Source organism: Rhizobium sp. 01N48 (assembly GCF_056399145.1).
On record NZ_JBFTQT010000002.1, the window covers coordinates 358,515 to 382,482 of the forward strand.

The following is a 23,968-nucleotide window of genomic DNA, read 5'->3' on the forward strand; positions in this document are numbered from 1 at the left end:
AATCAGATCCATAGGAAAATCGGATGCCGAAGGAATGCTTAATCGATATAATGCCGGCGCTTGCGTTGACGCTGTCAGTCAAATCGAGTTCTATCCGCCACCTTCTTGCACTAGCTCTGCTGGTGGAGAGCTTCGGAGGACGGTTTCGTGCGTATTATCAAATCGATAGCGGATCTTAGGGCGTGCCTGAGGATCGATCGACGTGAGGGCAAAAAGATCGGTCTGGTGCCGACCATGGGCTTTCTGCATGTCGGTCACATGGAACTCGTCTCGCGCGCCAAGGCTGAAAACGACGTGACCGTGGTGTCGATTTTCGTCAATCCGCTGCAGTTCGGCGCCAACGAGGATCTTGCGCGTTATCCGCGCGATCTCGAGCGGGATTCTGCGCTTCTAAAGAATGCCGGCGTCGACTTTCTGTTCGCGCCCGAGGTGACGGACATGTATCCGCACCCGATGCTGACGGTTGTCGATGTGCCGGAGATTGGCCGGCAGTTGGAGGGCGAGGTTCGCCCAGGTCATTTTGCCGGTGTCGCGACTGTCGTCACCAAGCTCTTCAATATCGTCCAGCCGCATGCCGCCTATTTCGGCGAGAAGGATTACCAGCAGGTCGTGGTGATCAAGCGGATGGTCGAGGATCTCGCGCAACCCGTCAATGTGGTCGCAGTGCCGACGGTGCGCGAGGCCGATGGCCTGGCCTGCTCCTCCCGAAATGTCTACCTGAGCGAGACGGAGCGCGCCGCTGCCGTCATCGTGCCGCGGACGCTCGACGAAGCGGCCCGGCTCTACGCCGGAGGCTGTAATGACCCCGCGCAATTGGAAGCCGCTTTGAACCGCTTTGTCGCATCCGAACCCCTCGCAAGCGCTGAGGTCGTCGCCGTCAGGCATCCCGAAACACTCGAACCGCTGACCTCGCTGCAATCGGCGCCGGCACTCGTGGCACTTTTCGTGCGCATCGGCAGCACGCGGCTGCTCGATAATCGCGTCATTGGCCTGACAGCGCAGTCGAGGACCGCCTGATGAGCGCGCAGGGCAAGCAAAAGCGACTGACCACGGCCTCGATCCGCTCGATGAAGGGAGGAGATCGCGTCGTTTGCCTCACCGCCTACACGACGCCGATCGCGCGCCTTCTGGATCCGCATTGCGATCTGCTTTTGGTCGGCGATTCCCTGGGCATGGTGCTTTATGGCATGGAGACGACGGTCGGCGTCACGCTCGACATGATGATCGCTCACGGCCGCGCGGTCATGCGCGGCACGTCGCACGCGTGCGTCATCGTCGATTTGCCGTTCGGCAGCTACCAGGAATCCAAGGAGCAAGCCTACCGCAATGCCGTCCGCATCCTGCAGGAAACAGGCTGCGACGGGGTCAAACTCGAGGGTGGCGAGGAGATGGCCGAGACAATCGCCTTCATGACATCGCGCGGCGTGCCCGTCTTCGCTCATATCGGGTTGATGCCCCAGCTGGTCAACACGGCTGGCGGCTTCCGGTCGCTGGGGCACTCGGAGCAGGAGGTGACGAAGATCCGCCGCGATGCGGCGGCGGTGGCCGATGCGGGCGCCTTTGCCGTCGTCATAGAGGGAACAGTCGAACCGCTGGCGCGCGAGATCACGGCATCTCTTTCCATTCCCACCATCGGCATCGGCGCGTCTGTCGCCTGCGATGGCCAGGTGCTGGTGTCGGATGATATGTTGGGCTTGTTCAGCGATTTCAAGCCGCGCTTTGTCAAGCGCTTTGCCGAGCTCGGTCCGCTCGTGTCGCAGGCGGTGGAGACCTATGCCGAAGACGTCCGCGCCGGCCGCTTTCCGGGCGTGGAACACACCTTCCAGCCACGTAAGTAAACGCGTGCGCCTTTTGCACGCTTGAGCGATCTTTCGTCGCGGGCCTTCCGCGGAAATTGCATCTTTGCGGAAGTGCGCTACAGTCAGCATGCTTCATGTGCAAGTCGCTTCCTGATGATGTCACAGGTCGCGTTCTGGTGAAGCAATGACGGTGTGATGTCGATCCCGGTGCGTTCGCAGCGATTATAAGACTTTTTAGGAGTGAATTCATTGCTGTAGMCTTAGGCCATCCGCCGACAGGTCCTCAGCGCCAATAAGGCCTACTCAGCTTGCGTCAGTTTTGGAATTCGGGGGAACTCCTAAGATGCACATCAAGACGTTCAGCCTGTTTCTTCTATGCCTCTCGTTCACCTCCTGCCAAAGAGAAGGCGGCGAGCCCGCCGAACTGACCATTCCGGTGCATGCGGAGCCGGTCGCGTTTCAGGATTTCCGCTACAGCATCAAGCTCACCGGCGCGATCGCCGCCCATATTGAATCCAATCTCTCGTTTCGCGTCAGCGGCAAGGTCACCGAGTGGACCGCCGATGTCGGCGCGCACGTGACCGCCGGGCAGGTGATCGCGCGGGTCGATCCGCAGCAGCAAAAGGCCGATGTTGAGGCCGCGCAGGCCGCGCTCGTCGCAGCGCAGGCCGATGTCGAGCAGGCGACCTCGGAGTTCGAGCGGCGCAAGACGCTGCTTGCCAGCGGTTCGATCTCTAAGGAATCCTACGATCAGGCAGCAACCGCCCTCGATACGTCGAAAGGTTCGCTCGACAACGCCAAGGCGCAGCTCGGCACGACCAAGGATGCGCTTGGCTATACAGAGCTGAAGACGGATGCCGATGGCATTATCACCGCCCGCAATGTCGAAGTCGGCCAAGTGATGCAGGCTGCGCAGACGGCGTTCACCCTGGCGCAGGACGGGCCGCGCGACGCGGTGTTTTACATCTACGAGACGCTGCTGCAGTCAAAACCCGATGCGCCGAGGGTCGAAATCGCGCTCGTCAGCGATCCTAGTGTCACTGCCTTCGGGAAGGTCAGCGAGATCTCGCCGACGATCGACACCTCCACCGGCACCGTGCGCGTCAAGATCACGCTCGAAGAGACGCCACCGAGGATGACGCTGGGGGCACCGGTAACGGGCTTCGCGCAATCGGCGCCGACGAAGATGATCATCCTGCCCTGGACCGCATTGTTTGCCATTGACGGCAAACCGGCGGTCTGGATCATCGATCCGAAGGATGAAACCGTCAGCCTGAAGCCGGTCAAGGTCGCGACCTACGAGACCGGCCGCGTGATCATATCGGGCGGGCTCGATGCCGGCGAAATGGTCGTAACCGATGGGGGCAAGATGCTGCGACCGGGTCAGAAGGTGACGGTCGAAGGAGGGCAGAGCTGATGCGGCGGTCTTCTATCCCGAAGCTTCTTGTCATCCCCATGATCATAGCGCTCAGCGCATGCAGCGAAGAAAAGGAGAGCGCGCCCCCGATAAGGCCGGTCCTGTCTAGCATCGTCGAGCTATCGGACTTGCCGACCCCGAGCTTTGCCGGAACGGTCGCGCCGAAGACGGAGACACCGCTCGGCTTTCGCGTCGGTGGGCTGATGGTGGCACGCGACGTCAACACGGGCGATGTCGTGACGAAGGGCGAGCTACTGGCCTCCCTTGAGCCGACTTCGCTGGAGCTTGCGGTCAGATCGGCACAGGCGCAGCTAGCCAATGCGCAGGCGCAGCTAGCCAATGCGAGATCCACCGAAGAACGTGCCCGCGCCACCTTCCAGGGCGGAACGGCGACTAAGTCCAGCCTCGAGAGCAGCGTTCAGGCGACCCAGACCGCGCAGTCGGCCGTGGTGCAGGCACAGACCACGCTCGACAAGTCGAACGAGGATCTCTCCTACGCGCAGCTTCTCGCGACCTTCGACGGGGTCGTGACCGCCACCTCCGTCGAAGTCGGGCAGGTGGTATCGGCTGGCGAATCCGTCCTGACGGTCGCCATGCCCGGCGAACGCGATGCGGTCATTGACATTCCCGAGGGCGAACTGATCCCCGCGATAGGGGATGCCTATTCCATCCTGCTTCAGATCAATCCATCGATCACGTCGGCAGGTGTGGTGCGCGAGGTGGCGCCGACAGCAGATGCCGCCACACGCACCCGCCGCGTTAAGATAGCGCTGCAGAACCCGCCGGATGCCTTCAGGATAGGAACAACAATCACGGCTATCCGGCAGGCCCGCGATATCAAAAAGCTCTTCGTGCCGGCTTCGGCAGTCCTCAATCAGGACGGCAAGACCCTGGTCTGGATTGTTGATGAGAAAGCCGAAACCGTTCGATCCCAGGAGGTGAAGCTGCGTGACAAGACGTCGGCGCATCCGGAGGTCGTCTCGGGTCTGGAGCCGGGGACACGCGTCGTCATCGCCGGCGTTCATAGCTTGAAAGAGGGGCAGAAGATCAAGGTCGAGGGTGGTGCGCGCTCATGAACAAGTTCAACCTCTCCGACTGGGCGCTCGAACACAGGTCGATGATCTGGTACTTCATGATCGTCTTCGCACTGCTCGGGATTTTCTCCTACATGAACCTCGGGCGCGAGGAAGATCCGAACTTCACCATCAAGACGATGACGATCTCCACGCAGTGGCCCGGCGCTTCCGCCGAGGAGACCACGAGGCAGGTCACCGAACGCATCGAGCGCAAGCTCGAGGAATTGGATTCGCTCGACTATACCAATTCGCTGACGATTGCGGGCCAGACGACGGTGTTTGTTTATCTGAAAGATTCCACCAAAGCACGCGATGTGCCTGGGATCTGGGTGAACGTTCGTAACATGATCAGCGATATCGAAGGGCAATTTCCCTCGGGCGTGCAAGCGCCTACCTTCAACGATCGCTTCGGCGACGTTTTCGGTAACATCTACGCCTTCACCGCCGACGGATACACGCAGCGCCAGCTGCGTGACTATGTTGAGAGCGTGCGCCGTAGTATCCTGACTGTCCCCAATGTTGGGAAGGTTGATCTCGTCGGGGCGCAGGACGAGGTAATCTTCCTCGAATTCTCGACCCGCCAACTCGCAGCGCTCGGTATCAGCCAGGCTGATGTCCTCAACACGTTGCAATCGCAGAACGCGATCACGCCATCGGGCGTGCTGCAGGCACAAGGCGAGCGTGTCAGCCTGCGTGTCAGCGGCCAGTTCACCTCGGAAGACAGTCTGCGCAGCGTCAATCTGCAGGTCAACAACCGCTTCTTCCGGCTGAGCGACATCGCGACCATCACGCGCGGCTATACGGATCCGCCCACGGCTCTCTTTCGCGTTAACGGCATGCCGGCGATTGCACTGGCCATCGGCATGAAGCAGGGCGCCAATCTGCTTGAGTTCGGCAAGGCGCTGCAGACCGAGTTGCGCAAGGTGCATGCGACGCTGCCGATCGGCATTGAGCCACATCTCGTCGCCGACCAGCCTGTTATCGTCGAAGAGGCGGTGTCGGGGTTCACGCGAGCGCTGGCGGAAGCGATCATAATCGTGCTCTTGGTGAGCTTCGTCAGTCTCGGCTGGCGTGCCGGGCTGGTGGTCGCCTTCGCGATCCCACTGACCTTGGCAATCACCTTCGTCTTCATGGAATATGACGGCATCTCGCTGCAGCGCATCTCGCTTGGCGCACTGATCATCGCGCTTGGCTTGCTTGTCGATGACGCGATGATTGCCGTGGAAATGATGGTCGCGCGGCTTGAAGCCGGCGATCCGATCACCAAGGCTGCGACCTACGTATACTCGCATACGGCCTTTCCGATGTTGACGGGAACCTTGGTCACCGTCTCGAGCTTCATGCCTGTCGGGCTCAACAACAGCGCGGCCGGCGAGTTCACCTTCTCGCTTTTTGTTGTCATCGCGGTGTCGCTGGTTGTGTCGTGGATCGTGGCGGTGGTGTTCGCGCCCTTGCTTGGGGTGACCATCCTGCCCAAGACGATGAAGCGGCACGAGGAGAAGAGCGGATGGTTTGCCAACGGCTTCGCGAAGATCCTCGATGTCTGCATGCGCTTCCGCTGGGTTACCATCGCGGCGACGGTCATCGCGTTTGCCTGCGCGGTCTACGGCATGCGCTTCGTCCAGGAGCAGTTCTTTCCGTCGTCCGACCGACTGGAACTGATTGTCGACTTTTCACTACCCAATAACGCCTCGATCAACGAAACCGATCAGCAGATGGCGAAGTTCGAGAAGGAGAAGCTGCAAGGCAATCCCGATATCGAGCGCTGGTCCACCTATGTGGGGCAGGGCGCGCAACGCTTTGTGCTCTCTTTCGACGTGCAGCCGCCGAGCCCGTCTTTTGGTCAGGTGGTGATCATTACCAAGAGCCTTGAAGTACGCGACAAGCTGCGCGTGGATCTTCAGGAGTATCTTACCAAGACCTTCGTCGGCACCGACGCCTATGTGAAGCTGCTCGACATCGGTCCGCCGGTCGGCCGCCCAGTCGCCTATCGTCTCAGCGGTCCTGATATCGAAGGGGTTCGCCAGCGCGCGCTGGAACTCGGCGCGGTCATGAGCCAGAATCGGTCGCTCGGCGATGTAGTTTACGACTGGAACGAGCCGCAGCGTGTCGTCAAGGTCGATGTTCTCCAGGACAAGGCGCGTCAACTCGGCGTCACCTCGGAGGATATAGCGTCGGCACTGAATGGTATTGTCGGCGGCGCGTCAGTAACGCAGGTGCGCGACGATATCTATCTGATCACTGTTCTCGCGCGCGCCCAGGCATCCGAGCGGCGGTCGATCGAGACGTTGCGCGACCTGCAGCTACGCACCAGCAACGGCAACTCTGTTCCCTTGGCTGCGATCGCGAATTTCCGCTACGAGACCGAGCCGCCGAGGATCTGGCGCCGCGACCGCCTGCCGACCGTCACGATCAAGTCCGCCGTTATCGACAACAAGCAGCCGGCGACGGTTGTCGACCAGTTGGCCAAGCCTATCGATGCCTACACCGCCCAACTGCCAACAGGTTTTACTGTCGAGGTGGGCGGCAGCGTGGAACAGAGCGCCAAGAGCCAGGCGCCGATCGCCGCCGTGGTGCCGATGATGCTGTTTACGATGGCGACCATCCTGATGATCCAGTTGCAAAGCTTCTCGCGGCTGTTTCTGGTCTTCGCGGTCGCGCCTTTGGCCCTGATCGGCGTTGTGATCGCGCTATTGTCGAGCGGCGCTCCGATGGGCTTCGTGGCGATCCTTGGCATCCTAGCCTTGATTGGCATCCTGATCCGAAACTCGGTAATTCTTGTTGTGCAGGTGGAGGAACTCAGGCGCGAGGGGCATCATCCATGGGATGCGGTGCGAGAGGCGACGCAGCATCGAATGCGGCCGATCCTGCTGACGGCGGCGGCGGCGAGCCTTGCGCTGATCCCGATTTCACGCGAGGTGTTCTGGGGGCCGATGGCCTATGCCATGATGGGCGGCATCATCGTCGGCACGGTGCTGACGCTGCTCTTCCTGCCTGCGCTATATCTTGCGTGGTTCCGGATCAAGCGGCCGGAAGGCGAGCATGCAATGGAAGGGGAAGTGACTGGAGGCGCAGGTTGATCAGGTCCGCAGCCAGTCTGCGATGCCGCGCGCGGCCGCACGACCGGTCGCGAAGCACGCGGTGAGCAGGTAGCCGCCCGTTGGGGCTTCCCAATCGATCATCTCACCGGCGACGAAAAGGCCGGGGCACTGCTTCAGCATGTAATGCTCGTCGATCCCATTCCATGCGATGCCGCCCGCCGACGAAATGGCTTCGGCGATCGGGCGCGGGGCGACGACGGATATAGGCAGCGCCTTGATCAGCCGCGCTAGCCGCGCAGGGTCGCGCAGGTCGGCATCATCGCCGCATTCGCGAACGAGGTTAGCCTTGACGCCATCAAGGCCGGCGCCTTTGCGCAGTCGGTTGGCGAGGCTCGTCTTGGCGTCCTGCCTGGCGAGATCGCGCTCGATTCGCTCCAGCGTCCGCCCGGGCATCAGGTCGACGATGAGTTCGGCAGGATGTCCAGATGTCAGTGCGTCTCGCAATGCCGCGGCATGGGCGTAAACTAGGCTTCCCTCTATGCCGTGCTGGGTAACGACGAACTCTCCCTGCGTCGATCCCGCTGGAGAGGTTGCCACCACGGATTTGACCGCAGCGCCGGCGAAGCGCTCGCGAAACACGGCGCTCCAGTCGACATCGAAGCCGCAATTGGCTGGTTGGAAATCGTGAACCGTAACGGCCTCATTTCGCAACCAATCGACCCAGCGACCGTCCGAGCCAAGCCGCGGCCAGCTCTGGCCGCCAAGGGCGAGCAGGGCGGCATCGGGCCGCACAACGCGGTCGCCTTCGGTCGTCTCGAACAGATAGCCGCCGTTAGAAAAGCCCTGCCATCGATGCCGCGTCCGGATTGTCACCCCCTGCGCGTCCAGCCGCCTGATCCACGCGCGCAAGAGAGGCGATGCCTTCATCGCCATGGGAAAGACACGTCCGGAGGTTCCCACAAAGGTCTCGGTCTCCAGATTGGCGGCCCATTGCCTGATGTCGTCAGGGCGAAAGGCGTCGAGCGCATCGCGCAACCGACCGTTCGCGCTGCCGAAGCGCGTCGCAAAGCGCAGATAGTCTTCGGAATGAGTGATGTTGAGGCCGGATTTTCCGGCGAGCAGGAATTTTCGGGCGACGGTCGGCATGGCGTCGTAGACCGTGACCCTATGCCCGGCTGAAGACAGGATTTCCGCCGCCATAAGCCCCGCCGGTCCGCCGCCGATGATGGCTACCTCTTTGTCCGACATATATTCGCCCGCAATTGAACTCGCAGGCCCGTCATGACGCGTGCGCTTAATATACGCAACCCCGCGAAGGCGGAGCGGCGTGCAATCACGTTACACGCCGATGCGAACAGGGCGCACCAAACCTCGCCGACAAAAAGCTGTCAGTCGACGAAACGCGGGGTAAAGCGCGGCTGGGCCGAGGCTTCTTCCTCTTTCATGGCGTCTTCGTGGTACCAGCAGCTGTCGTAAACGCAGGGTTCCAGATCTTTTTCCAGATCCACCTTCTGGTGAAGCGGCGATGAAGCGAAGCGCTTCGTGGGGAAAGCGTAGATCGTTGCCGACTCGTGATGCACACCAGTAACCATGTCATGCCTCCAAATTGAGTCCGCCCTAAAGCGTTAAGGGAAACAATAACACAGCTGCACAGAGAATGCGCTATTTGATTGAAAAAAGTGCAACAAATGTTTGAATCGTGTGCAATTGCAATTTGAACAGCTTTATATCAGAAATTTGCTGAATATATAAAATATGCATCTGCATAATAAATGCGCAAAATGGGTATTGTGCGGAAAAAACTGACGACGCTGCCGTTCATCTTTTTCCAGCGAGACGTTCGATCGATAGGCGGCGTAAACGCTTGAGTCCACTGGCACTTCAGGGCCCGTACCGATTGCCGGGCGCCTGCCTGAACGGCACTGCATCGGCCCCTTTCCGCGTGGTCTTTTCGCCTCTCGTCGCGAACTGGCACGCTACATGCATACTCTTTGGCATCCCTCCACGGGCAAGGCGGCTTCGGCCGCTGCGTCCCTGGGACCTGCTGACACCTTTGTTTTGAGAGACTCGCAAATGACCAAGTATAAGCTCGAGTACATCTGGCTCGATGGATACACCCCGGTACCGAACCTTCGTGGCAAGACGCAGGTCAAGGAATTTGCAGAATTCCCGACGCTCGAGCAGCTGCCGCTCTGGGGCTTCGATGGCTCCTCCACGATGCAGGCTGAAGGCCGCAGCTCCGATTGCGTGCTGAAGCCCGTCGCCGTTTATCCGGACCCGGCCCGTACCAACGGCGTCCTCGTCATGTGCGAAGTCATGATGCCTGATGGCGTTACCCCGCATGCTTCCAACAGCCGCGCAACCATCCTCGACGACGAAGATGCATGGTTCGGCTTCGAGCAGGAATACTTCTTCTACGAAAACGGCCGTCCGCTCGGCTTCCCGGAGCAGGGCTACCCGGCTCCGCAGGGTCCTTATTATTGCGGCGTCGGCTCCAGCAATGTTGGTCCAGTTGCGCGCGAAATCGTTGAAGAGCACCTCGACCTCTGCCTCGCTGCCGGCATCAACCACGAAGGCATCAACGCTGAAGTGGCCAAGGGCCAGTGGGAATTCCAGATTTTCGGCAAGGGCTCCAAGAAGGCCGCTGACCAGATCTGGATGGCTCGCTACCTGCTGCAGCGCCTGACTGAAAAGTACGGCATCGACATCGAGTATCACTGCAAGCCGCTCGGCGACACCGACTGGAACGGTTCGGGCATGCACTGCAACTTCTCGACCAAGTTCATGCGCGAAGTTGGCGGCAAGGCCTACTTCGAAGCTCTGATGGCGCAGTTCGAAAAGAACCTCGATGCCCACATCGCCGTTTACGGCCCGGACAACGACAAGCGTCTGACCGGCAAGCACGAAACTGCTCCGTGGAACAAGTTCTCCTACGGCGTTGCCGATCGTGGCGCTTCGATCCGCGTTCCGCACTCCTTCGTCAAGAACGACTACAAGGGTTATCTGGAAGATCGCCGCCCGAACTCGCAGGGTTGCCCTTACCAGATCGCTTCCCAGGTTCTGAAGACGATCTCGGAAGTTCCGACGGCTGGTTTCGCTTCGGCTGCCGCCTAAGCCAAATCCTGATTGATTGTGATGGCGCTGGTCGAAAGGCCGGCGCCATTTCTTTTGGATCACGGTTGATGTGCCTCGCATTGGCACGGTGATCGACCATCGTTGCGATTTCTTCCCGCGGATCCCGATTTTTCTAAACCCTGTTTGTGATCGGCATCGTCTAACGGTTGAAAAACTCAACCGAGCAGCCGCATTCCTTTTGCGTTACAGTCTCTTTTCACTATACTTGTGTTGGATCATCCAAACGCGAGTTACCCTTGGTGTCAGTGGCTAAGCACAGCCTCCTGCTTCGCTTGCTCGGAAAGCCCGCGCTTTTCGCCAATAACGGCGAAATCGTGCTTCCGGAAAAAGCCTATCCGCTCCTGGCTTTCGTGGCTGCGTCGTCGCAGTTCTCAATGGAGCGTGAGACATTGCGGGGCATGCTCTGGCAGTCCGACGTGTCGAAACAGCGCGCCGGCAGCCTTCGACAGCTGCTCGCCCGCATCGATCGCAGCGTGCCGGAAGGGCTTCCCCGCCTGATCACCGCCACCAACACGCATGTTACACTCAATGCCGAGTACTGGGCCACCGATGTCCTGCTGCTCAGGGATGCAACGCATCCGCTGGCGCGGAGCGATTGGGCCTTGCTTGCGGGCGAATTGCTCGAAGGTTTTCGCGCGCCGACGATGGAAGCGGACGAGTGGGTCACGATCGAGCGCCGTCGCATCGCCGAATGCCGCGATGCTCATCTGATGACGCTGCTCGATTCGCCCGACAAGCTAACGCTTGCCGATACCGTTTTGCTGGCCGGGCTGCTTGTGGCCACGGATCCGGCGAACGAGGCGGCCTGCCGCGCGCTGATGAAGGCGCATGCGACGGCAGGCGATCTTGGCTCGGCGCGGCAAGTCTACTTCCGCTGCCGCAACGAATTGAAAGCCGATTACGGCGCCGACCCGGATGCGATGACCCAGGCACTCGCGCTGGAGTTAGGCATCATCCCGCCGGCCGCCCCTGCCGTAGCCGAAGCAGCCCCCGTCCGGCCCGCGACCGCCGATCCGCTCGGCCAGCCGCGCGTGCTCATCCTTCCGCCGGAAACAATGCTGTCGGAACCGCTTTTGCAGCGTGTCGGCCGCGCGCTGCTCGAGGACGTCACGATCGGTCTCAGCCAGCAGCGCGGCTTCAAGGTGATTGCTGCGCATACCAGCGTCGAGATCCTGAACCGCAGCCTCGCCAGCGGCGAACTGCAGCCGATGCCGCCGGAATTGCGTTTCGATTACACCGTCTACGTGACGATCCACGGCCGTGAGGACGAGATCTACGCGACCTGCCGACTGACCAAGACCTCGACCGCCGAAGTGCTTTGGGCGATCGACTTGCCGCTTGCCATGCAGAAGGTCAACCAGTCCTTCGGCCAATTGGCGCGGCGCATTGTCATGACGCTCGCCGATACGATCGAGCGGCGCGAATTGACGGATATGATGCACGATGTCTCGCCCTCGGCCTATCGGCTCTATCTCGAGGGCAAGCGGCTGGTTTCGAAGACCGATCTGCAGCACCTCCGGCAGGCACGCAAATGGTTCAAGTCGGCACTATCGAGACATGACCGCTTCTCCTCCGCCCATGCCGGCATGGCTCGCGTGTTGGGCATGGAATGGCTCGTTCGGGGCATGAAGGACACCGCACTTCTGGAAGATGCCGATCGCTCGGCATGGCAGGCTCGCGACAGCGATCCGAACAGCGGAAGAGCCATGCGCGAGCTAGGCTTCGTGGCGCTCTATCGCCGCCGCTTTGCCGATAGCCTCGATTTCTTCGCCGAAGCGCAGATGCTCAATCCGAATGACGCGGATATTCTGGCCGACCACGCCGATGCGCTTTTGCATGACGGGCAGAGCGACCGCGCGCTAGAGCTCAGCCACGCCGCGCTGAAGCTCAATCCGCTGCCGCCGGATTACTACTACTGGAACCTGGGCGGCATTCATTTCGTCCAGGAGAATTACGCCAAGGCGATCGAGGTGCTCGACCGCGTCAAGGACCGGCCGGCGACCTCGCGTCTGCTCGCCGCAGCGCACGCCAAGAACGGCGACAAGGCCACCGCAGCGCATTATGCCTCGGTTGTCCTCGAGAATTTTCCGGATTTTCGCACGGAAGATGTCTGGCGTTTCGTACCAGATCGCAACCCTGACGATACTCGCCAGCTGATAGACGGACTCAGGATGGCCGGTCTGTCCTGAAGTGCGACACATGGCGGTTTATGCCGTTAATTAGCGAAATTTCCAGTCACACCGGAATAACGCCGGCCGGTCACAGTCTCTCCTGTCCGCAGCAAATGCTGCCACCAAAAGGAGAAAACCATGACCAACGCAATCAAGTCCACCGTTCGCCTCTCCGCTGCTGCCCAGGCCGTTCTGAAGCAGAGCGCCGTTCAGCTCGACACCAACGCGACCGCGAACATCGTTCACGCTCTGAAGTTCCGTTGAGGTTTTTGCGGATGTCTGTTCAGGCAGCACTCACGTATCTGGCTGGGGATCTAAGCCTTTCCGCGGCGGGCGTCAGCGCCTACCACGACCGCTCCCTGACGCCTGGACAGACATTCGCGGCGATCAAGCCGCACTTTGCCGAGCTTGGAATAACGCGCGTCGGCTTGTTGACGGCGCTCGATCTTCTTGAAATTCCGGTCGCCTTCGCGACCCGCCCCAACAGCTACACGCTGTCCGTCTTTCAGGGCAAGGGCATCGACGAGGACGCCGCGATGACCTCGGCTGCCATGGAAGCGGTCGAAACCCGCGTGGCCGAGATGCAACCGGATGATCTGGTGATCGCCACGCTCGCCGGCATGAAGGCTGAGCGCGCGCCGATGATCGATCTCGATTCCGTTGCGCGCTGCGTGCCGTCGGATATCGATACGGGCCCGCTCGCCTGGAGCGAGGGCCTCGACATCATGAACGACACGCCGGTTTTCGTGCCGTGGTCGCTCGTTGGCCTCGACCATCGTGGCACGCGCCCTTCCGGCTTCGAGCAGTCCAGCGACGGCTTGGCATCGGGCAATCGCCCTGCCGAAGCCGTACTTCACGGCCTGTGCGAACTGGTCGAGCGTGACGCATGGGCGCTGACGCAACTGCGGCCCTTCGATGAACTGCGCGGCTCGCGCATCGATCCGGCTGGCTTCGGCGATCCCGTCATCGACATCATCACCGACCGCATCGCCCGCGCCGGCATGCGGCTCCTGCTGCTTGATATGACGACCGATATCGGCGTGCCGAGCTTTCTCGCTGTCATCGTTCCCGGCGACCTCGGCGACCGCGTCGATGCGCGCTGGACGAATGTCTGCGGCGGCTGCGGTTGTCATCCCGATCCTGTTCGCGCGGCGCTGCGCGCCATCACCGAGGCAGCGCAGAGCCGGCTGACGGCGATTGCCGGCAGCCGTGACGACTTCTCGCCGCGCGTCTACCAGCGCCTCGATGGCGACGGACCGATGCAGCAACTTATCGAACTCTGCGACGAGACGCCGGTCGCACCGCGCTTTGCCGAGCCTGCCAAGCGTAGCATCCAGCAGACCATTCGTCACATTCTGGATCGGCTGCGTGCGCGGGGTATTGAGCAGGTCGTGACCTTGCCGATCCCGCATCCGCGCCTTCCGGTCTCCGTTGTCCGCGTCATCGTGCCCGGCCTCGAGGTCGATGTCAGCGGAGAATTCATTCAACTTGGCTTGCGCGCGATCGGCGCCATGCAGGGAGCCCAGGCATGAGAGTAATTTTCGCAGGACCAAGCTTCGGCCGGGATCTCGACAAGCTTCAGGCCGAGCATCTGTCGATCGAGTTTCGCGGGCCAGCCGCCCGAGGCGATATCCTGCAGGCGGTGCGTGACGGCGCGCGTGCCATCGGCATCGTCGATGGCTATTTCGGCGAGATGCCGTCCGTCTGGCACAAGGAAATCCTCTTCGCGCTCGAGCAGAACGTCGTCGTCGCAGGCGGCGCCAGCATGGGCGCGCTCAGAGCCGCTGAATGCTCGGCGTTCGGCATGGTCGGCATCGGCTCGATCTATGACGACTACGCCGATGGCCGGCTCATCGACGATGAGGCGGTGGCGCTGGTTCACGCGCCGGCGGAGCTGGGCTGGCTGCCGCTCTCCGTTCCGTGGGTCGATTATCAGCCGACCATCGACGCGCTGAACAGGCAGGGCCTGCTGTTGTCGGGCGAATACAAGAAGCTTCTTCTGGCGGGCCGCGCGCTGCATTTTTCCGAGCGCACCTATCCGAAGGCGGTGGAAGGTTGCGCTTTCGACAACACCATGCGCGCCAAGGAGATCGTGAAATTGATTCGTGCGAACAAGATCGAGCGCAAGCGCGCCGATGCCGATATGGTTCTGGATTACCTCGAGAGCGTGAAATTCACCGCTGGAAAGCGCAACTGGGGCTTCGCGGCAACGTCACACTGGGAGATGCTGCATGCGGAAATCAGCACCCCGGTAACGCCTGTAACGCTCTAATAACGCCACGCCTGAATGATGGAAGCACTGGAGCCCCAAAGTGGTGTTTGGGGCGTCTCAGAGAGGCGGAGCGGACGAGATGAACATTCAGACGATGGACGAGGGAAGCGGAAGCGAATACGCGAGGATTTTCCGCTTGCTGTCGGCCGCGAAGGACGAAGCGCAGAAGCTCAAGTTGAACAACCTGACGCATCTGACGAACATGGCTCTGCTTCAGGTCGTCATCGATTGGGATGGAATCGACCCGGAGCGTGAGCTGGACGTGAATCTGGAGAAGCTGATCGGTACCAAGACGAAAGTGGCAATGAAAGACGCGCGAGAAAACCTCGTCGTACTGGAGCGCCACTAATCGTTGATGGGACCCGCCGAAGCCGCTTTATTCGGCGGCTTCGCTTTCGATCTGCTCCATGCCGGCAATTGCCTGCACCAGCTTGACGATCTTCTTGCGAACCTGCTCGTTCTTGATCGACAGGAAGGCAGCGTTCAGGAGTACACCGTCGCGCGATACGACGAATTCGTCGCTCGGGGTCGGATTGTCATTGGCGTTGGCCGAAATATCTTCGAAGAAGGAGCGGACGTCGACATCGAGCGCACCGGCGATTTCGACCAGCATGCTTGCCGAAACGCGGTTCGAGCCCTTCTCGTATTTCTGAATCTGCTGGAACGTGACGCCGACGCGGTCACCCAGTTCGGTCTGCGAAACCTTGCGCATCAGGCGCTTGATGCGGATCGTCTTGCCTACGTGAACGTCGACGGTATGCGGAGCTTCTTTCATGGCCTTATCCTTCTAACGCCAGTTGCGGCGTGCTTATTATTCCCTGCGGCAACCTTACCAAGATATTTGAACGGATCAATTGTGCCGCTCACTTTTATTCCCGCCAACTCATGTGCCTGAAGACACTGACTTTCAACTGAAAAAAGCCTGTAGTTCAGCAAATTTGTGCGACGTCGAATGCAATCATAAGTAAGTATTCCGGTTTGTTTTGACCAAACGAGGCTTATATACATCTTCCGGTAGATAAATCGCCGGAATTTGAGACTTGCATCGAAGGCCTTGATATCCGCCTGGAACGGTCTTTTTAGGGCGTTTCCGGGTAGTAACAAAACGGTGTACGCGGCGGATTGAAGATTGGATTAGTACCTTCTGAACTTATTGTTGTGGTCTGCGCTTGTTCGCGCCGGCCACCGAAAGTCCCTGCTGGGCAGTGCTTCTGACGTAAGGTGCTGGACGGAAACATGGATCCGGCTGTCGTTTTCTCGTCGATTTCGGCCTTGGGGCTCGATGACCGTCATCTGCCGAGACGAAAGAATTATCTGAAGCGAATTTCGGATGTCGCCGTCGATCAATTCTTCGTTAGCGCACTACCGAGAGTGGATTATTTGTGTATCGGATCGATCCACCGAACGTCTTCCGGCAGTTCAACCGGTTCAATATCGAGATTGACCACCACGGGCTCCTGTCCGGACCGCACGAGGACGCATTCGAGCGTCTCGTTTTGGCTCGCATTGATCTCCTGGTGCGGCACGTAGGGCGGCACGAAAATGAAGTCTCCGGGTCCGGCCTCGGCAGTAAATTCAAGATTGTCGCCCCAGCGCATGCGGGCCTTGCCCTTCACCACATAGATGATGCTTTCGAGGTCACCATGATGGTGCGCGCCGGTCTTCGCGTTGGCGTGGATCGTGACCGTACCGGCCCAAATCTTCTCAGCGCCGGCGCGGGCATTGTTGATCGCCGTTGCTCGGTTCATGCCTGGGGTCTGCGCGGTGTTCGGATCGAGCGCATTACCCGGGATGACCTTCACGCCGTGTTCGCGCCAGTCGATGGGTTGATGCGGATAATCTGCGTCGTGGGAGCCGTCATCGTTGTTCAAGTATGGTCTCCTTTTCTTGTCCGGTCCCTTTGTTACCCGCAAGGCTGCGCCGTTCAGCCTGCTCGCGTGGACAGCGCGTCGAGTTTGCGACGCAGCCGGCGGCGTACGTCGTCGTCCTGCTGCTCCATGGCGCCAAGCATGTCACGGACGGTGCCGCGCAGCCCGTGTATCTGGTCAACGAGATCCATGATCAAGTCGACGCCGGCCTCGTTGACGCCCATATCGCGGGTGAGGTCGAGGATCAGCCGCGCGCGCGCGACATCGTCGTCGCGGAACTCACGATCGCCATCATGCGCTTCGGGGATCAGCCACCCCTGCTCAATCCATACGTCCACCACGGTCACGTCGATCTTCAGGGTTCGGCGGAATTCAAGATCATTCATGGCTACTCCTCCATGCCTTTTCTCGGATTCTGCGGATTGGCCGGCGTCCACTCGCTCATGAATTCGGCAAGCTTCGGGTCCGGCTCATCCGGCAAGACGACTTTCAGCGACACATAGATATCGCCGGCCCCGCCGCCGCGCTTCGGCGCGCCCTTGCCCTTCAGGCGCAAGACCTTGCCGCTGCTGGAATTCGCGGGCAGCGTCAGATTGACCGCGCCCGATGGCGTTGGCACACGCACCTTGCCGCCGAGCACCGCCTCAGGAAGCGATATCGGCAGATCGATGCGGATGTCATCGCCATCGCGAACATAAACCTTGTGCGGACGAACGCGGATCTCCACCAAAGCGTCACCTGGCGGACCGCCGCCGATCCCCGGCTCACCCTTTCCCTTCAGGCGCAGCGTCTGGCCGTCGCGGGTTCCCGCCGGGATCTGCAAGTCGAGGGCCGGGCCATCGGGAAGGCGTATCTGTGTCTTGGTGCCGTTGATGGCGTCGAGAAAATCGACTTCCATCGAGTATTGCCGGTTTTGCCCCTGCGAACGGAACTGCCCGCCGCTGCGTCCGCGTCCGGAGAAGAAGCTCGAGAATATGTCGTCGCTGTCGCCGAAATCGGCAAAGCCGGCATTGTTCTGATAGCGGCTGCCGGCACCGGCCTGCGAGGCGTAGTCGCGATAGTAGTTGCGCTGCGCTTGCTCGGCGCCGGTCATGTCGATCTCGCCTTTGTCGAAGCGCTTGCGCTTGTCCTCATCGCCGACGATCTCGTAGGCGGCAGAGATTTCCTTGAAACGGTCCTCCGCCTTTTTGTCGCCAGGGTTAAGGTCCGGGTGCAGTTTCTTGGCGAGTTTGCGGAACGCGCTCTGGATCTCTTTTTGCGTAGCGTCCTTTTTGACGCCCAGAAGCTCGTACGGATCTCGGCTCATACAGGTCTCCGTTCAGCCGGCGCGGATCGCCGGCATTCTTCGCATGTATATATAGGTTGCAAAATCGCGTGGGACGAGAGGCGCGATGTCGCTTCTGTTCTCGCGCCCGCCGTCGAGGCGAGCGTGTTTAGACGCCGGCGATCTTGCGGAGATCGTCGATGGCGCCGGGTCCCGCCGCGAGCACCTTGGCACCCTTGGTCAATCCCTCTCCATTGGTCGGGAAAGGATGGAACCAGCCGCCGGCTTCTTGGACGAGGCAATATCCGGCCAGGCAGTCCCAGGCATGCATGTAGGGCTCGTAATATCCGACGAGGCGGCCCGCGGCGACATAGGCGAGCATGAGCGCGCCGGAACCGTTGCGAATAAAATTGCCGCCCGCTTCCAGCAGTTCCTCGACCATCTTGGCGACTGTGGCGGGCGAAACATGGCTGTTCGCGCCGATACCGGTCACCGCGTTGCGGATGTTGCGGTCGGGGCTGAGTTCAAGCTTCTTGCCGTTCAAGGTGGCGCCCATGCCGAGGGCTGCGGCGTATATCTCATCATGGCAAGGCGAGGCGATGACGCCCACGACAGGCATATCGTCGTGCAGCAGGCCGATCGAGACGCACCAGTTCGGCATGCCGCTGACGAAGGGACTTGTGCCGTCGATCGGATCAATCACCCAGGTGAAGCCCGACGTGCCTGATGTCAGGCCATACTCCTCGCCGAGAACGCCATCTCCGGGATAGGCGTCCGCGAACCGTGCGCGGATCAGGTTCTCGACCTCACGGTCAGCGATCGACACCACGTCCTGCGGGTCGCGTTTTGTCTCAATCACGAGAGTGTCGCGGCGCTTGAAATAATCGAGCGCCACGGCGCCCGCCTCGTGGGCAACAGCCGCGGCTAGGGCCAGACGTGCTTCGAGCCCTGCAATAACGCGCAATGTCATCGCAACATGTCCTTTATTGGAAACGATGGCTGGATACAGCCGCTGAAAGTCGCGCTTGCAAGCGCGTGCAAAGCGAACACATCGCCGTGTGTGATGTCAATATTCGTCATGAAAACTTCATATTGGCTAGGGTCGTTACGGATTGCACGCAAGTGCAACTCGATGCAAAGGTGCGTGCAACAAAAGGATCGCTATGCCGTCTAAGTTATTCGTCAGCGCGCAAGAAGTTGCCGAGAGGGCAGGGGTATCACGTTCCGCCGTATCACGAACCTTTACGCCCGGAGCCAGCGTATCCGCTGACACCCGCAGGCGGGTGCTGGAAGCAGCTGAGGCACTCGGCTATCACGTCAATCATCTCGCCCGCGGCCTGATGCGAAATGAGAGCGGCATCGTGTGCCTGATCGTTTCCGATGTCGCGACGCCGTATCGCTCGGCGCTGTTGCGGGAACTGACAATCCAGTTGCAGAACGCCGGCAAGGTCGCGATGTTTGTCAACACTGATCGCTCGGACGGCAGCGTCGACCGCGCGCTGCAGCAGGCTATCCGCTACCGGGCCGATGCCTCGATCATCCTCTCCGGACTGCCGGATAAGTCGATCACCCAGCTTTGCCTCCGCAGCGGCCAGCGCCTGGTGCTGATCAACCGCGATGACGACCAGCCCGGTCCGTTGAAGATCAACCTCGACGACTACGAGTCCGGCGGCAGGATCGCGACCGCATTCGTGCGCGCGGGGTGCAAGACCCTCGCTTTCGCGAACTCCGAAGCTGGGACGCCAAGCTTGATGGGTCGCGAGCGCGGCTTTATCGCTGCCGCCACAAAGCTCGGCCTCGAGGTCGTCGTCGAGCGCTATGGATCGACGGGATACGAGGCGGGTCGGGTGCTTGCGCAGCGTATGTTGACGCGCGCCGAGCGGCCTGATGGCGTGTTCTGCGCCACCGATTTGCTCGCCTTCGGTTTCATGGATGCCGCGCGTCACCAGTTCGGTCTGTCGATCCCGGATCAGCTGTGCGTTGCCGGCTTTGACGATATTGAGCAGGCGTCGTGGTCTTCCTTCAATCTCACGACCTTCGCGCAGCCGGTTATGGCGATCGCCACGCAGGCGGTAAAGTGGCTTGCTACCGGTGGCCATGAGGACGAGCCGGAAGGAGCTCATTCGGTTCGCTTGAAAGCCGAACTCATCTGGCGCGGGTCCATCCGCAAGGGCTGATCGAAGTCGCACGGCCACCGCGCCTTAAAATATGGGGGCTTTTATAGCGCGGGATTGCGTTAGATCAGCGCTTGCTTTAAACTTGACTTTATTAAGAAGGTATAGTGCGCGCCCATCCATGACATTTCAGCCCCGCATGCAGAACAAGATCGAAGGTTTCTCCGTCGTCGGCGGCCTTCACAGGCGATCCTGGAACGGCATCGTTGCGGATGTTTGGGATGTGGAGTGCGCGCCCTATGCCGGCGGTTACTATGTGTCCAATGATCCCAGGCTTTTTATCCTTCTCGACATGAATGGCGCCGGCCGTTCGACGATGAAGCTGAGTTCAAAGGGTGCGGGTGCCGCGGAAGAGGACGAGAATCAGCCGATTTCCTATGTGCCTGCGGGAATGGAGCTCTGGGCCAATCTGAAGAACGTGCAATTTCTTCGTCACCTGGATCTGCATTTCGACGCCGAGATGGTCGCGCGCCGTTTGATGGAGGAGCTCGATCCCGATCGGCTGACGAGCCCGCGCTTATTGTTTTCCGACGAGCGCGTGCTGACGCTGTCGCGCATGATCGCGGCCGAATGCATGAATCCGGCGCCGTTGCACGATCTCTATGGCGACGGTCTGGCGCTAGCGCTGATCATCGACGTGATGAAGCTTGGGAAAAGCGAGGTGCGCAAGCGCAGCAAGCTCGCTTCATGGCAATTGCGCAAGGCAACGGATTTCATCACCGAGAACTGCATGCGCAATATTCGGCTGGAAGAGCTTGCGACGCTCGCCGGGCTCTCGCAATCCCACTTCAGCCATGCCTTCAAGGCATCCACCGGCATGGCGCCGCATCAGTGGCAGATGAATGCGCGGCTGGAGCGGGCGAAAGAGCTCCTGCTGAACGGCGACCAGCCGCTCATGGTCATCGCAGCCGAGACCGGTTTTTCGGACCAGGCGCATTTCACGCGCGTTTTCCGCAAGAATATCGGAACGCCGCCCGCCACCTGGAAAAAGGCCCACGTTGCTTGAACGACACACTGAGTGAGCGTTTGGCCGCTCCGCAAAAAATTGCCCAAAAACATTCAATTCGTCCGGGATCGCGACAAGCTGGGCCGTTAAAATTGAGTTAATCACTCATCTTATTCGTGATGTTGGCCGGGCCGTTGGGATGACGGTGGCGTGAGTAGGGTGACGACAAATATGGGTGCGAGAGCAGACCGAGTGATCTTCAAGGCAAAGCTTCTGGCGGGTGTCGCCATCTTCGGCGCGAGCGCCACGTTCGCAGTAGCGCAGGATGCGACCGAGCTGAAGCCCGTCGTCATCCAGGGCGCCGGAACTGCGGCGGCTGACGGCGCCAGCGAGGCAACCGGCCCGGTGAAGGGCTATGTGGCCAAGAAGAGCACGGCGGGCTCGAAGACGGATACGCCAATCAACGAAATACCGCAGTCCGTCTCGGTCGTCGGCCGCCAGGAGCTCGATGATCGGGCTGTCATCAACAAGGTCGATGAGGCCCTGCGTTACACGGCGGGCGTCGCCACGCAGACCTTCGGCACCGATCCTGATACTGACTGGTTCTACATCCGTGGTTTCGATGCCGGACAGAGCGGTGTCTATCTCGATGGCCTCAACCTGTTTTCCTATGGTTTTGGCAACTTCCAGATTGATCCCTTCATGCTGGAGCGCGTTGACGTCCTGAAGGGTCCGGCTTCGGTTCTCTATGGTGGCGCCAATGCCGGCGGCATCATCGATATGATCAGAAAGCGGCCGACCGACGATCCGCTCTATTACACCGAAATCGGCATCAACTCGAATGGCAACGCCTTCACCGGCTTCGACGTTTCCGACAAGGTCGGGTCGAGCGACACGATGACCTATCGCCTGACCGGCAAGATCGCCGGCGGTGACGGCTATACCGATTACACCCATGATCTGCGCGGCTTCGTCATGCCGCAGCTGACCATCTCGCCGGATGATACGACAAGCCTGACCGTCTGGGCCTATGCCGGTGGTCTTGATCAGGTTCACACGGGCAATGGCTTCCTGCCCTACGAAGGTACGGTCGTCGACCAGCCCGGCGTCGGCAAGATCTCGCGCCGCTTCTTCCCCGGTGATCCGGATATCGATACCGGCCGCTACGATCAGCAGATGATCGGCTACGAGTTCGAGCACGAGTTCGAGGGCGGCTGGAAATACTCGTCGAATGCCCGTTACGGCCATCTCGATAAGTACGAGCGCCTTGTCTATCCTTATCTGTGGTCCGGTCCGACAGACCTTCAGCTTCTTAACTTCGAGGGCGACACCTCCGTCGATACGCTGGCCTGGGATAACCGCATCGAAAACACTTTCGATCTCGGCGGCACCGAGCACAAGGTCATGCTGGGCGTCGACTACCGCCTGTACCGCATCGACAACGTGCAGAACAACAAGTTCGGCTCCGGCTCGCTCAGCGTGACGAACCCCGTTTACGGCCTCCCGCAGCTGCCGATGGACCCGCTCTACAGCGAGCAAGTCACCATGAATCAGATCGGCCTTTACGCGCAGGATCAGATCCATTTCGGCGATGGTTGGCTGGCAACGCTCAACGGCCGCTACGATCACGTCAATACCGATTTCAAGGATCGGCTGGCGTCTTCTAACAGCTTCGAGGATTCCGACGGCGCCTGGAGCGGCCGCGCCGGTCTTGCATACGAGTTCGACAACGGCCTGACGCCCTATGTCAGCGCCGCGACCTTCTTCAACCCGCTGGTCGGCCGTGGCGGACACGGGCCGCTGAAGCCGGAAGAGGGCGAACAGTATGAAGCCGGCATCAAGTATGAGCCGACCTTCATGGATGCGTCCTTCACCGCCTCCGTCTTCCACATCAACAAGCGCAACAACTCTGTCTCTATCCCGGTCGCGCCCTTTACCGACCAGCTCGGCGAAGTGGAATCGAAGGGCTTTGAGCTCGAAGCCAAGGTCAACATCGACGACAACTGGAAGCTGCTCGGCGCCTTCGCCGCGACCGACGTGACCGTTAAACAGAACGACCCGAACCCCGGCCTGATCGGCAAGACGCCTTACGTCGTGCCTGACTATACGGCTTCCATGTGGGTCGATTACACTGTGACGAACGGCCCGCTCGAAGGCCTCAGCCTCGGCGCCGGCGTTCGCCACAAGGGTCGTTCCTGGGCGGATGAGGCCAACACGCTTCGCGTTCCGGAATCGACCGTGTTCGACGCGGCGATCCGCTACGAAAAGGAAAACTGGACGGCATCGCTCAACGTCGCCAACCTGTTCGACAAGGAATATGTCGAGGCTTGCCGCACTGAAGGCGCCTGCGGCTACGGCGATGCCCGGACTTTCATCTTCAAGCTTGCCAAGAAGTGGTAAGCTGACCGTACTCGTGAAAACGGCTGGAGAGCGATCTGTTTCGCTCTCCAGCCGTTTTCGTTTTAATGCGGTCGAGTCTTAAATGCGACTTGCGGGTGGCCGGATCAGCCAGCCAGCTTGAAATAGATCCAAGCCGCGACAAAGGCGGCGATCACCACGACGATCGAGATCAGCTTGCGCAGCCATGGGCGTGGCGGCTTCGGGGTCTTTTGTGGCGCGGGTTTGCGGAACTGGATGACGTTATCGCTCATCTCGCCTGTTTCCTCGTTCTAACGGACGACATCATGCTCCCATAGCAGCGTCAACTTAAATGAAAAAGCCGGTGATCGCGTCGGCTGTCTTTTTTCTGCTTATGGCAACCGAAGTGCAACTCCAACGGCCGTCGTTCCATCTTCTGCATTTAGC

The 23,968-nt window shown here is 60.3% G+C and carries 22 protein-coding genes; 14 read left to right on the forward strand and 8 right to left on the reverse strand.

Annotation, left to right across the window (positions count from 1 at the left end; genetic code table 11):
- The first annotated feature begins 147 nt into the window (after positions 1-147).
- The 5 genes from panC (at position 148) to AC1DOG_RS05350 (ending at position 7,372) form a co-directional block, all read left to right on the forward strand.
- Positions 148-1,017, forward strand: coding sequence for a pantoate--beta-alanine ligase (gene panC / locus AC1DOG_RS05330; protein ID WP_112943341.1), 870 nt, complete (start codon positions 148-150; stop codon positions 1,015-1,017).
- Complete coding sequence (gene panB / locus AC1DOG_RS05335) at positions 1,017-1,838, forward strand: 3-methyl-2-oxobutanoate hydroxymethyltransferase (RefSeq protein WP_477927023.1); 822 nt, start codon at positions 1,017-1,019, stop codon at positions 1,836-1,838. Before panC ends, panB begins: the two co-directional genes overlap by 1 nt.
- A 304-nt stretch (positions 1,839-2,142) precedes the next feature.
- Positions 2,143-3,216 carry an efflux RND transporter periplasmic adaptor subunit gene (locus AC1DOG_RS05340; protein WP_112943339.1) on the forward strand — a complete coding sequence of 358 codons (1,074 nt, stop codon included), beginning with the start codon at positions 2,143-2,145 and terminating at the stop codon, positions 3,214-3,216.
- Positions 3,216-4,292, forward strand: coding sequence for an efflux RND transporter periplasmic adaptor subunit (locus tag AC1DOG_RS05345; protein WP_112943338.1), 1,077 nt, complete (start codon positions 3,216-3,218; stop codon positions 4,290-4,292). Before AC1DOG_RS05340 ends, AC1DOG_RS05345 begins: the two co-directional genes overlap by 1 nt.
- Positions 4,289-7,372, forward strand: coding sequence for an efflux RND transporter permease subunit (locus tag AC1DOG_RS05350; RefSeq protein ID WP_112943337.1), 3,084 nt, complete (start codon positions 4,289-4,291; stop codon positions 7,370-7,372). Before AC1DOG_RS05345 ends, AC1DOG_RS05350 begins: the two co-directional genes overlap by 4 nt.
- Here the strand turns inward: AC1DOG_RS05350 and AC1DOG_RS05355 are convergent, their stop codons facing one another.
- Positions 7,373-8,581 (reverse strand): TIGR03862 family flavoprotein, encoded by a 1,209-nt coding sequence (locus AC1DOG_RS05355; RefSeq protein WP_112943336.1) that lies wholly within the window; start codon positions 8,579-8,581, stop codon positions 7,373-7,375.
- Positions 8,582-8,721: 140 nt separating this feature from the next.
- Positions 8,722-8,925: a DUF2735 domain-containing protein gene (locus tag AC1DOG_RS05360; RefSeq protein WP_112943335.1), complete on the reverse strand. Its 204-nt coding sequence runs from the start codon at positions 8,923-8,925 to the stop codon at positions 8,722-8,724.
- Between the two features lie 481 nt (positions 8,926-9,406).
- Between AC1DOG_RS05360 and AC1DOG_RS05365 the strand changes: the two genes are divergently transcribed.
- The 6 genes from AC1DOG_RS05365 to AC1DOG_RS05390 all read left to right on the forward strand — a co-directional run bounded on the left by AC1DOG_RS05365 (position 9,407) and on the right by AC1DOG_RS05390 (position 15,260).
- On the forward strand, positions 9,407-10,447 hold the full coding sequence (locus AC1DOG_RS05365; protein WP_112820026.1) for a glutamine synthetase beta-grasp domain-containing protein: 1,041 nt from the start codon (positions 9,407-9,409) through the stop codon (positions 10,445-10,447).
- 260 nt (positions 10,448-10,707) lie between these two features.
- Positions 10,708-12,657: a BTAD domain-containing putative transcriptional regulator gene (locus AC1DOG_RS05370; protein ID WP_477927080.1), complete on the forward strand. Its 1,950-nt coding sequence runs from the start codon at positions 10,708-10,710 to the stop codon at positions 12,655-12,657.
- A 120-nt stretch (positions 12,658-12,777) separates the two neighbouring features.
- Positions 12,778-12,903 (forward strand): hypothetical protein, encoded by a 126-nt coding sequence (locus AC1DOG_RS05375; RefSeq protein ID WP_477927024.1) that lies wholly within the window; start codon positions 12,778-12,780, stop codon positions 12,901-12,903.
- An 11-nt stretch (positions 12,904-12,914) separates the two neighbouring features.
- Positions 12,915-14,171 carry a YcaO-like family protein gene (locus AC1DOG_RS05380; RefSeq protein ID WP_477927025.1) on the forward strand — a complete coding sequence of 419 codons (1,257 nt, stop codon included), beginning with the start codon at positions 12,915-12,917 and terminating at the stop codon, positions 14,169-14,171.
- Positions 14,168-14,911, forward strand: a complete 744-nt coding sequence (locus tag AC1DOG_RS05385; protein WP_112943332.1) for a TfuA-like protein — start codon at positions 14,168-14,170, stop codon at positions 14,909-14,911. The genes AC1DOG_RS05380 and AC1DOG_RS05385 overlap by 4 nt, the downstream gene beginning before the upstream one ends.
- Before the next feature lie 79 nt (positions 14,912-14,990).
- The gene (locus tag AC1DOG_RS05390; protein WP_018896781.1) at positions 14,991-15,260 is read left to right on the forward strand and encodes a hypothetical protein; all 270 of its coding nucleotides are present in this window, start codon (positions 14,991-14,993) and stop codon (positions 15,258-15,260) included.
- A gap of 27 nt (positions 15,261-15,287) precedes the next feature.
- Here AC1DOG_RS05390 and AC1DOG_RS05395 read toward each other — a convergent pair whose 3' ends face one another.
- The 5 genes from AC1DOG_RS05395 to AC1DOG_RS05415 form a co-directional block, all read right to left on the reverse strand.
- Positions 15,288-15,686, reverse strand: coding sequence for a helix-turn-helix domain-containing protein (locus tag AC1DOG_RS05395; RefSeq protein WP_018896782.1), 399 nt, complete (start codon positions 15,684-15,686; stop codon positions 15,288-15,290).
- A 601-nt stretch (positions 15,687-16,287) separates the two neighbouring features.
- Positions 16,288-16,782 carry a cupin domain-containing protein gene (locus AC1DOG_RS05400; RefSeq protein ID WP_113168212.1) on the reverse strand — a complete coding sequence of 165 codons (495 nt, stop codon included), beginning with the start codon at positions 16,780-16,782 and terminating at the stop codon, positions 16,288-16,290.
- Between the two features lie 53 nt (positions 16,783-16,835).
- Entirely contained in the window at positions 16,836-17,165 is a 330-nt protein-coding gene (locus tag AC1DOG_RS05405; protein WP_112436559.1) for a chaperone modulator CbpM, read from the reverse strand.
- A 2-nt stretch (positions 17,166-17,167) separates the two neighbouring features.
- Positions 17,168-18,085 (reverse strand): DnaJ C-terminal domain-containing protein, encoded by a 918-nt coding sequence (locus AC1DOG_RS05410; RefSeq protein ID WP_112820016.1) that lies wholly within the window; start codon positions 18,083-18,085, stop codon positions 17,168-17,170.
- Positions 18,086-18,212: 127 nt separating this feature from the next.
- Positions 18,213-19,013, reverse strand: a complete 801-nt coding sequence (locus AC1DOG_RS05415; RefSeq protein WP_477927026.1) for an inositol monophosphatase family protein — start codon at positions 19,011-19,013, stop codon at positions 18,213-18,215.
- Positions 19,014-19,206: 193 nt separating this feature from the next.
- On the opposite strand from AC1DOG_RS05415, the gene AC1DOG_RS05420 reads away from it, so the two are divergent.
- The 3 genes from AC1DOG_RS05420 to AC1DOG_RS05430 all read left to right on the forward strand — a co-directional run bounded on the left by AC1DOG_RS05420 (position 19,207) and on the right by AC1DOG_RS05430 (position 23,563).
- Positions 19,207-20,220 (forward strand): LacI family DNA-binding transcriptional regulator, encoded by a 1,014-nt coding sequence (locus tag AC1DOG_RS05420; RefSeq protein WP_112943329.1) that lies wholly within the window; start codon positions 19,207-19,209, stop codon positions 20,218-20,220.
- A gap of 118 nt (positions 20,221-20,338) precedes the next feature.
- Positions 20,339-21,223 carry a helix-turn-helix domain-containing protein gene (locus AC1DOG_RS05425; protein ID WP_113009063.1) on the forward strand — a complete coding sequence of 295 codons (885 nt, stop codon included), beginning with the start codon at positions 20,339-20,341 and terminating at the stop codon, positions 21,221-21,223.
- A 171-nt stretch (positions 21,224-21,394) separates the two neighbouring features.
- Positions 21,395-23,563, forward strand: a complete 2,169-nt coding sequence (locus tag AC1DOG_RS05430; RefSeq protein WP_477927027.1) for a TonB-dependent siderophore receptor — start codon at positions 21,395-21,397, stop codon at positions 23,561-23,563.
- A gap of 104 nt (positions 23,564-23,667) precedes the next feature.
- Here the strand turns inward: AC1DOG_RS05430 and AC1DOG_RS05435 are convergent, their stop codons facing one another.
- Positions 23,668-23,814 carry a hypothetical protein gene (locus AC1DOG_RS05435; protein ID WP_477927028.1) on the reverse strand — a complete coding sequence of 49 codons (147 nt, stop codon included), beginning with the start codon at positions 23,812-23,814 and terminating at the stop codon, positions 23,668-23,670.
- Positions 23,815-23,968 lie beyond the last annotated feature (154 nt).

Coding starts and splice junctions, on each gene's coding strand:
- panB (WP_477927023.1), top strand. CDS start 1,017: ATGAGCGCGCAGGGCAAGCAAAAGCGACTGACCACGGCCTCGATCCGC.
- AC1DOG_RS05340 (WP_112943339.1), top strand. CDS start 2,143: ATGCACATCAAGACGTTCAGCCTGTTTCTTCTATGCCTCTCGTTCACC.
- AC1DOG_RS05345 (WP_112943338.1), top strand. CDS start 3,216: ATGCGGCGGTCTTCTATCCCGAAGCTTCTTGTCATCCCCATGATCATA.
- AC1DOG_RS05350 (WP_112943337.1), top strand. CDS start 4,289: ATGAACAAGTTCAACCTCTCCGACTGGGCGCTCGAACACAGGTCGATG.
- AC1DOG_RS05355 (WP_112943336.1), bottom strand. CDS start 8,581: ATGTCGGACAAAGAGGTAGCCATCATCGGCGGCGGACCGGCGGGGCTT.
- AC1DOG_RS05360 (WP_112943335.1), bottom strand. CDS start 8,925: ATGGTTACTGGTGTGCATCACGAGTCGGCAACGATCTACGCTTTCCCC.
- AC1DOG_RS05365 (WP_112820026.1), top strand. CDS start 9,407: ATGACCAAGTATAAGCTCGAGTACATCTGGCTCGATGGATACACCCCG.
- AC1DOG_RS05375 (WP_477927024.1), top strand. CDS start 12,778: ATGACCAACGCAATCAAGTCCACCGTTCGCCTCTCCGCTGCTGCCCAG.
- AC1DOG_RS05380 (WP_477927025.1), top strand. CDS start 12,915: ATGTCTGTTCAGGCAGCACTCACGTATCTGGCTGGGGATCTAAGCCTT.
- AC1DOG_RS05385 (WP_112943332.1), top strand. CDS start 14,168: ATGAGAGTAATTTTCGCAGGACCAAGCTTCGGCCGGGATCTCGACAAG.
- AC1DOG_RS05390 (WP_018896781.1), top strand. CDS start 14,991: ATGAACATTCAGACGATGGACGAGGGAAGCGGAAGCGAATACGCGAGG.
- AC1DOG_RS05395 (WP_018896782.1), bottom strand. CDS start 15,686: ATGAAAGAAGCTCCGCATACCGTCGACGTTCACGTAGGCAAGACGATC.
- AC1DOG_RS05405 (WP_112436559.1), bottom strand. CDS start 17,165: ATGAATGATCTTGAATTCCGCCGAACCCTGAAGATCGACGTGACCGTG.
- AC1DOG_RS05410 (WP_112820016.1), bottom strand. CDS start 18,085: ATGAGCCGAGATCCGTACGAGCTTCTGGGCGTCAAAAAGGACGCTACG.
- AC1DOG_RS05415 (WP_477927026.1), bottom strand. CDS start 19,013: ATGACATTGCGCGTTATTGCAGGGCTCGAAGCACGTCTGGCCCTAGCC.
- AC1DOG_RS05420 (WP_112943329.1), top strand. CDS start 19,207: ATGCCGTCTAAGTTATTCGTCAGCGCGCAAGAAGTTGCCGAGAGGGCA.
- AC1DOG_RS05425 (WP_113009063.1), top strand. CDS start 20,339: ATGACATTTCAGCCCCGCATGCAGAACAAGATCGAAGGTTTCTCCGTC.
- AC1DOG_RS05430 (WP_477927027.1), top strand. CDS start 21,395: ATGGGTGCGAGAGCAGACCGAGTGATCTTCAAGGCAAAGCTTCTGGCG.
- AC1DOG_RS05435 (WP_477927028.1), bottom strand. CDS start 23,814: ATGAGCGATAACGTCATCCAGTTCCGCAAACCCGCGCCACAAAAGACC.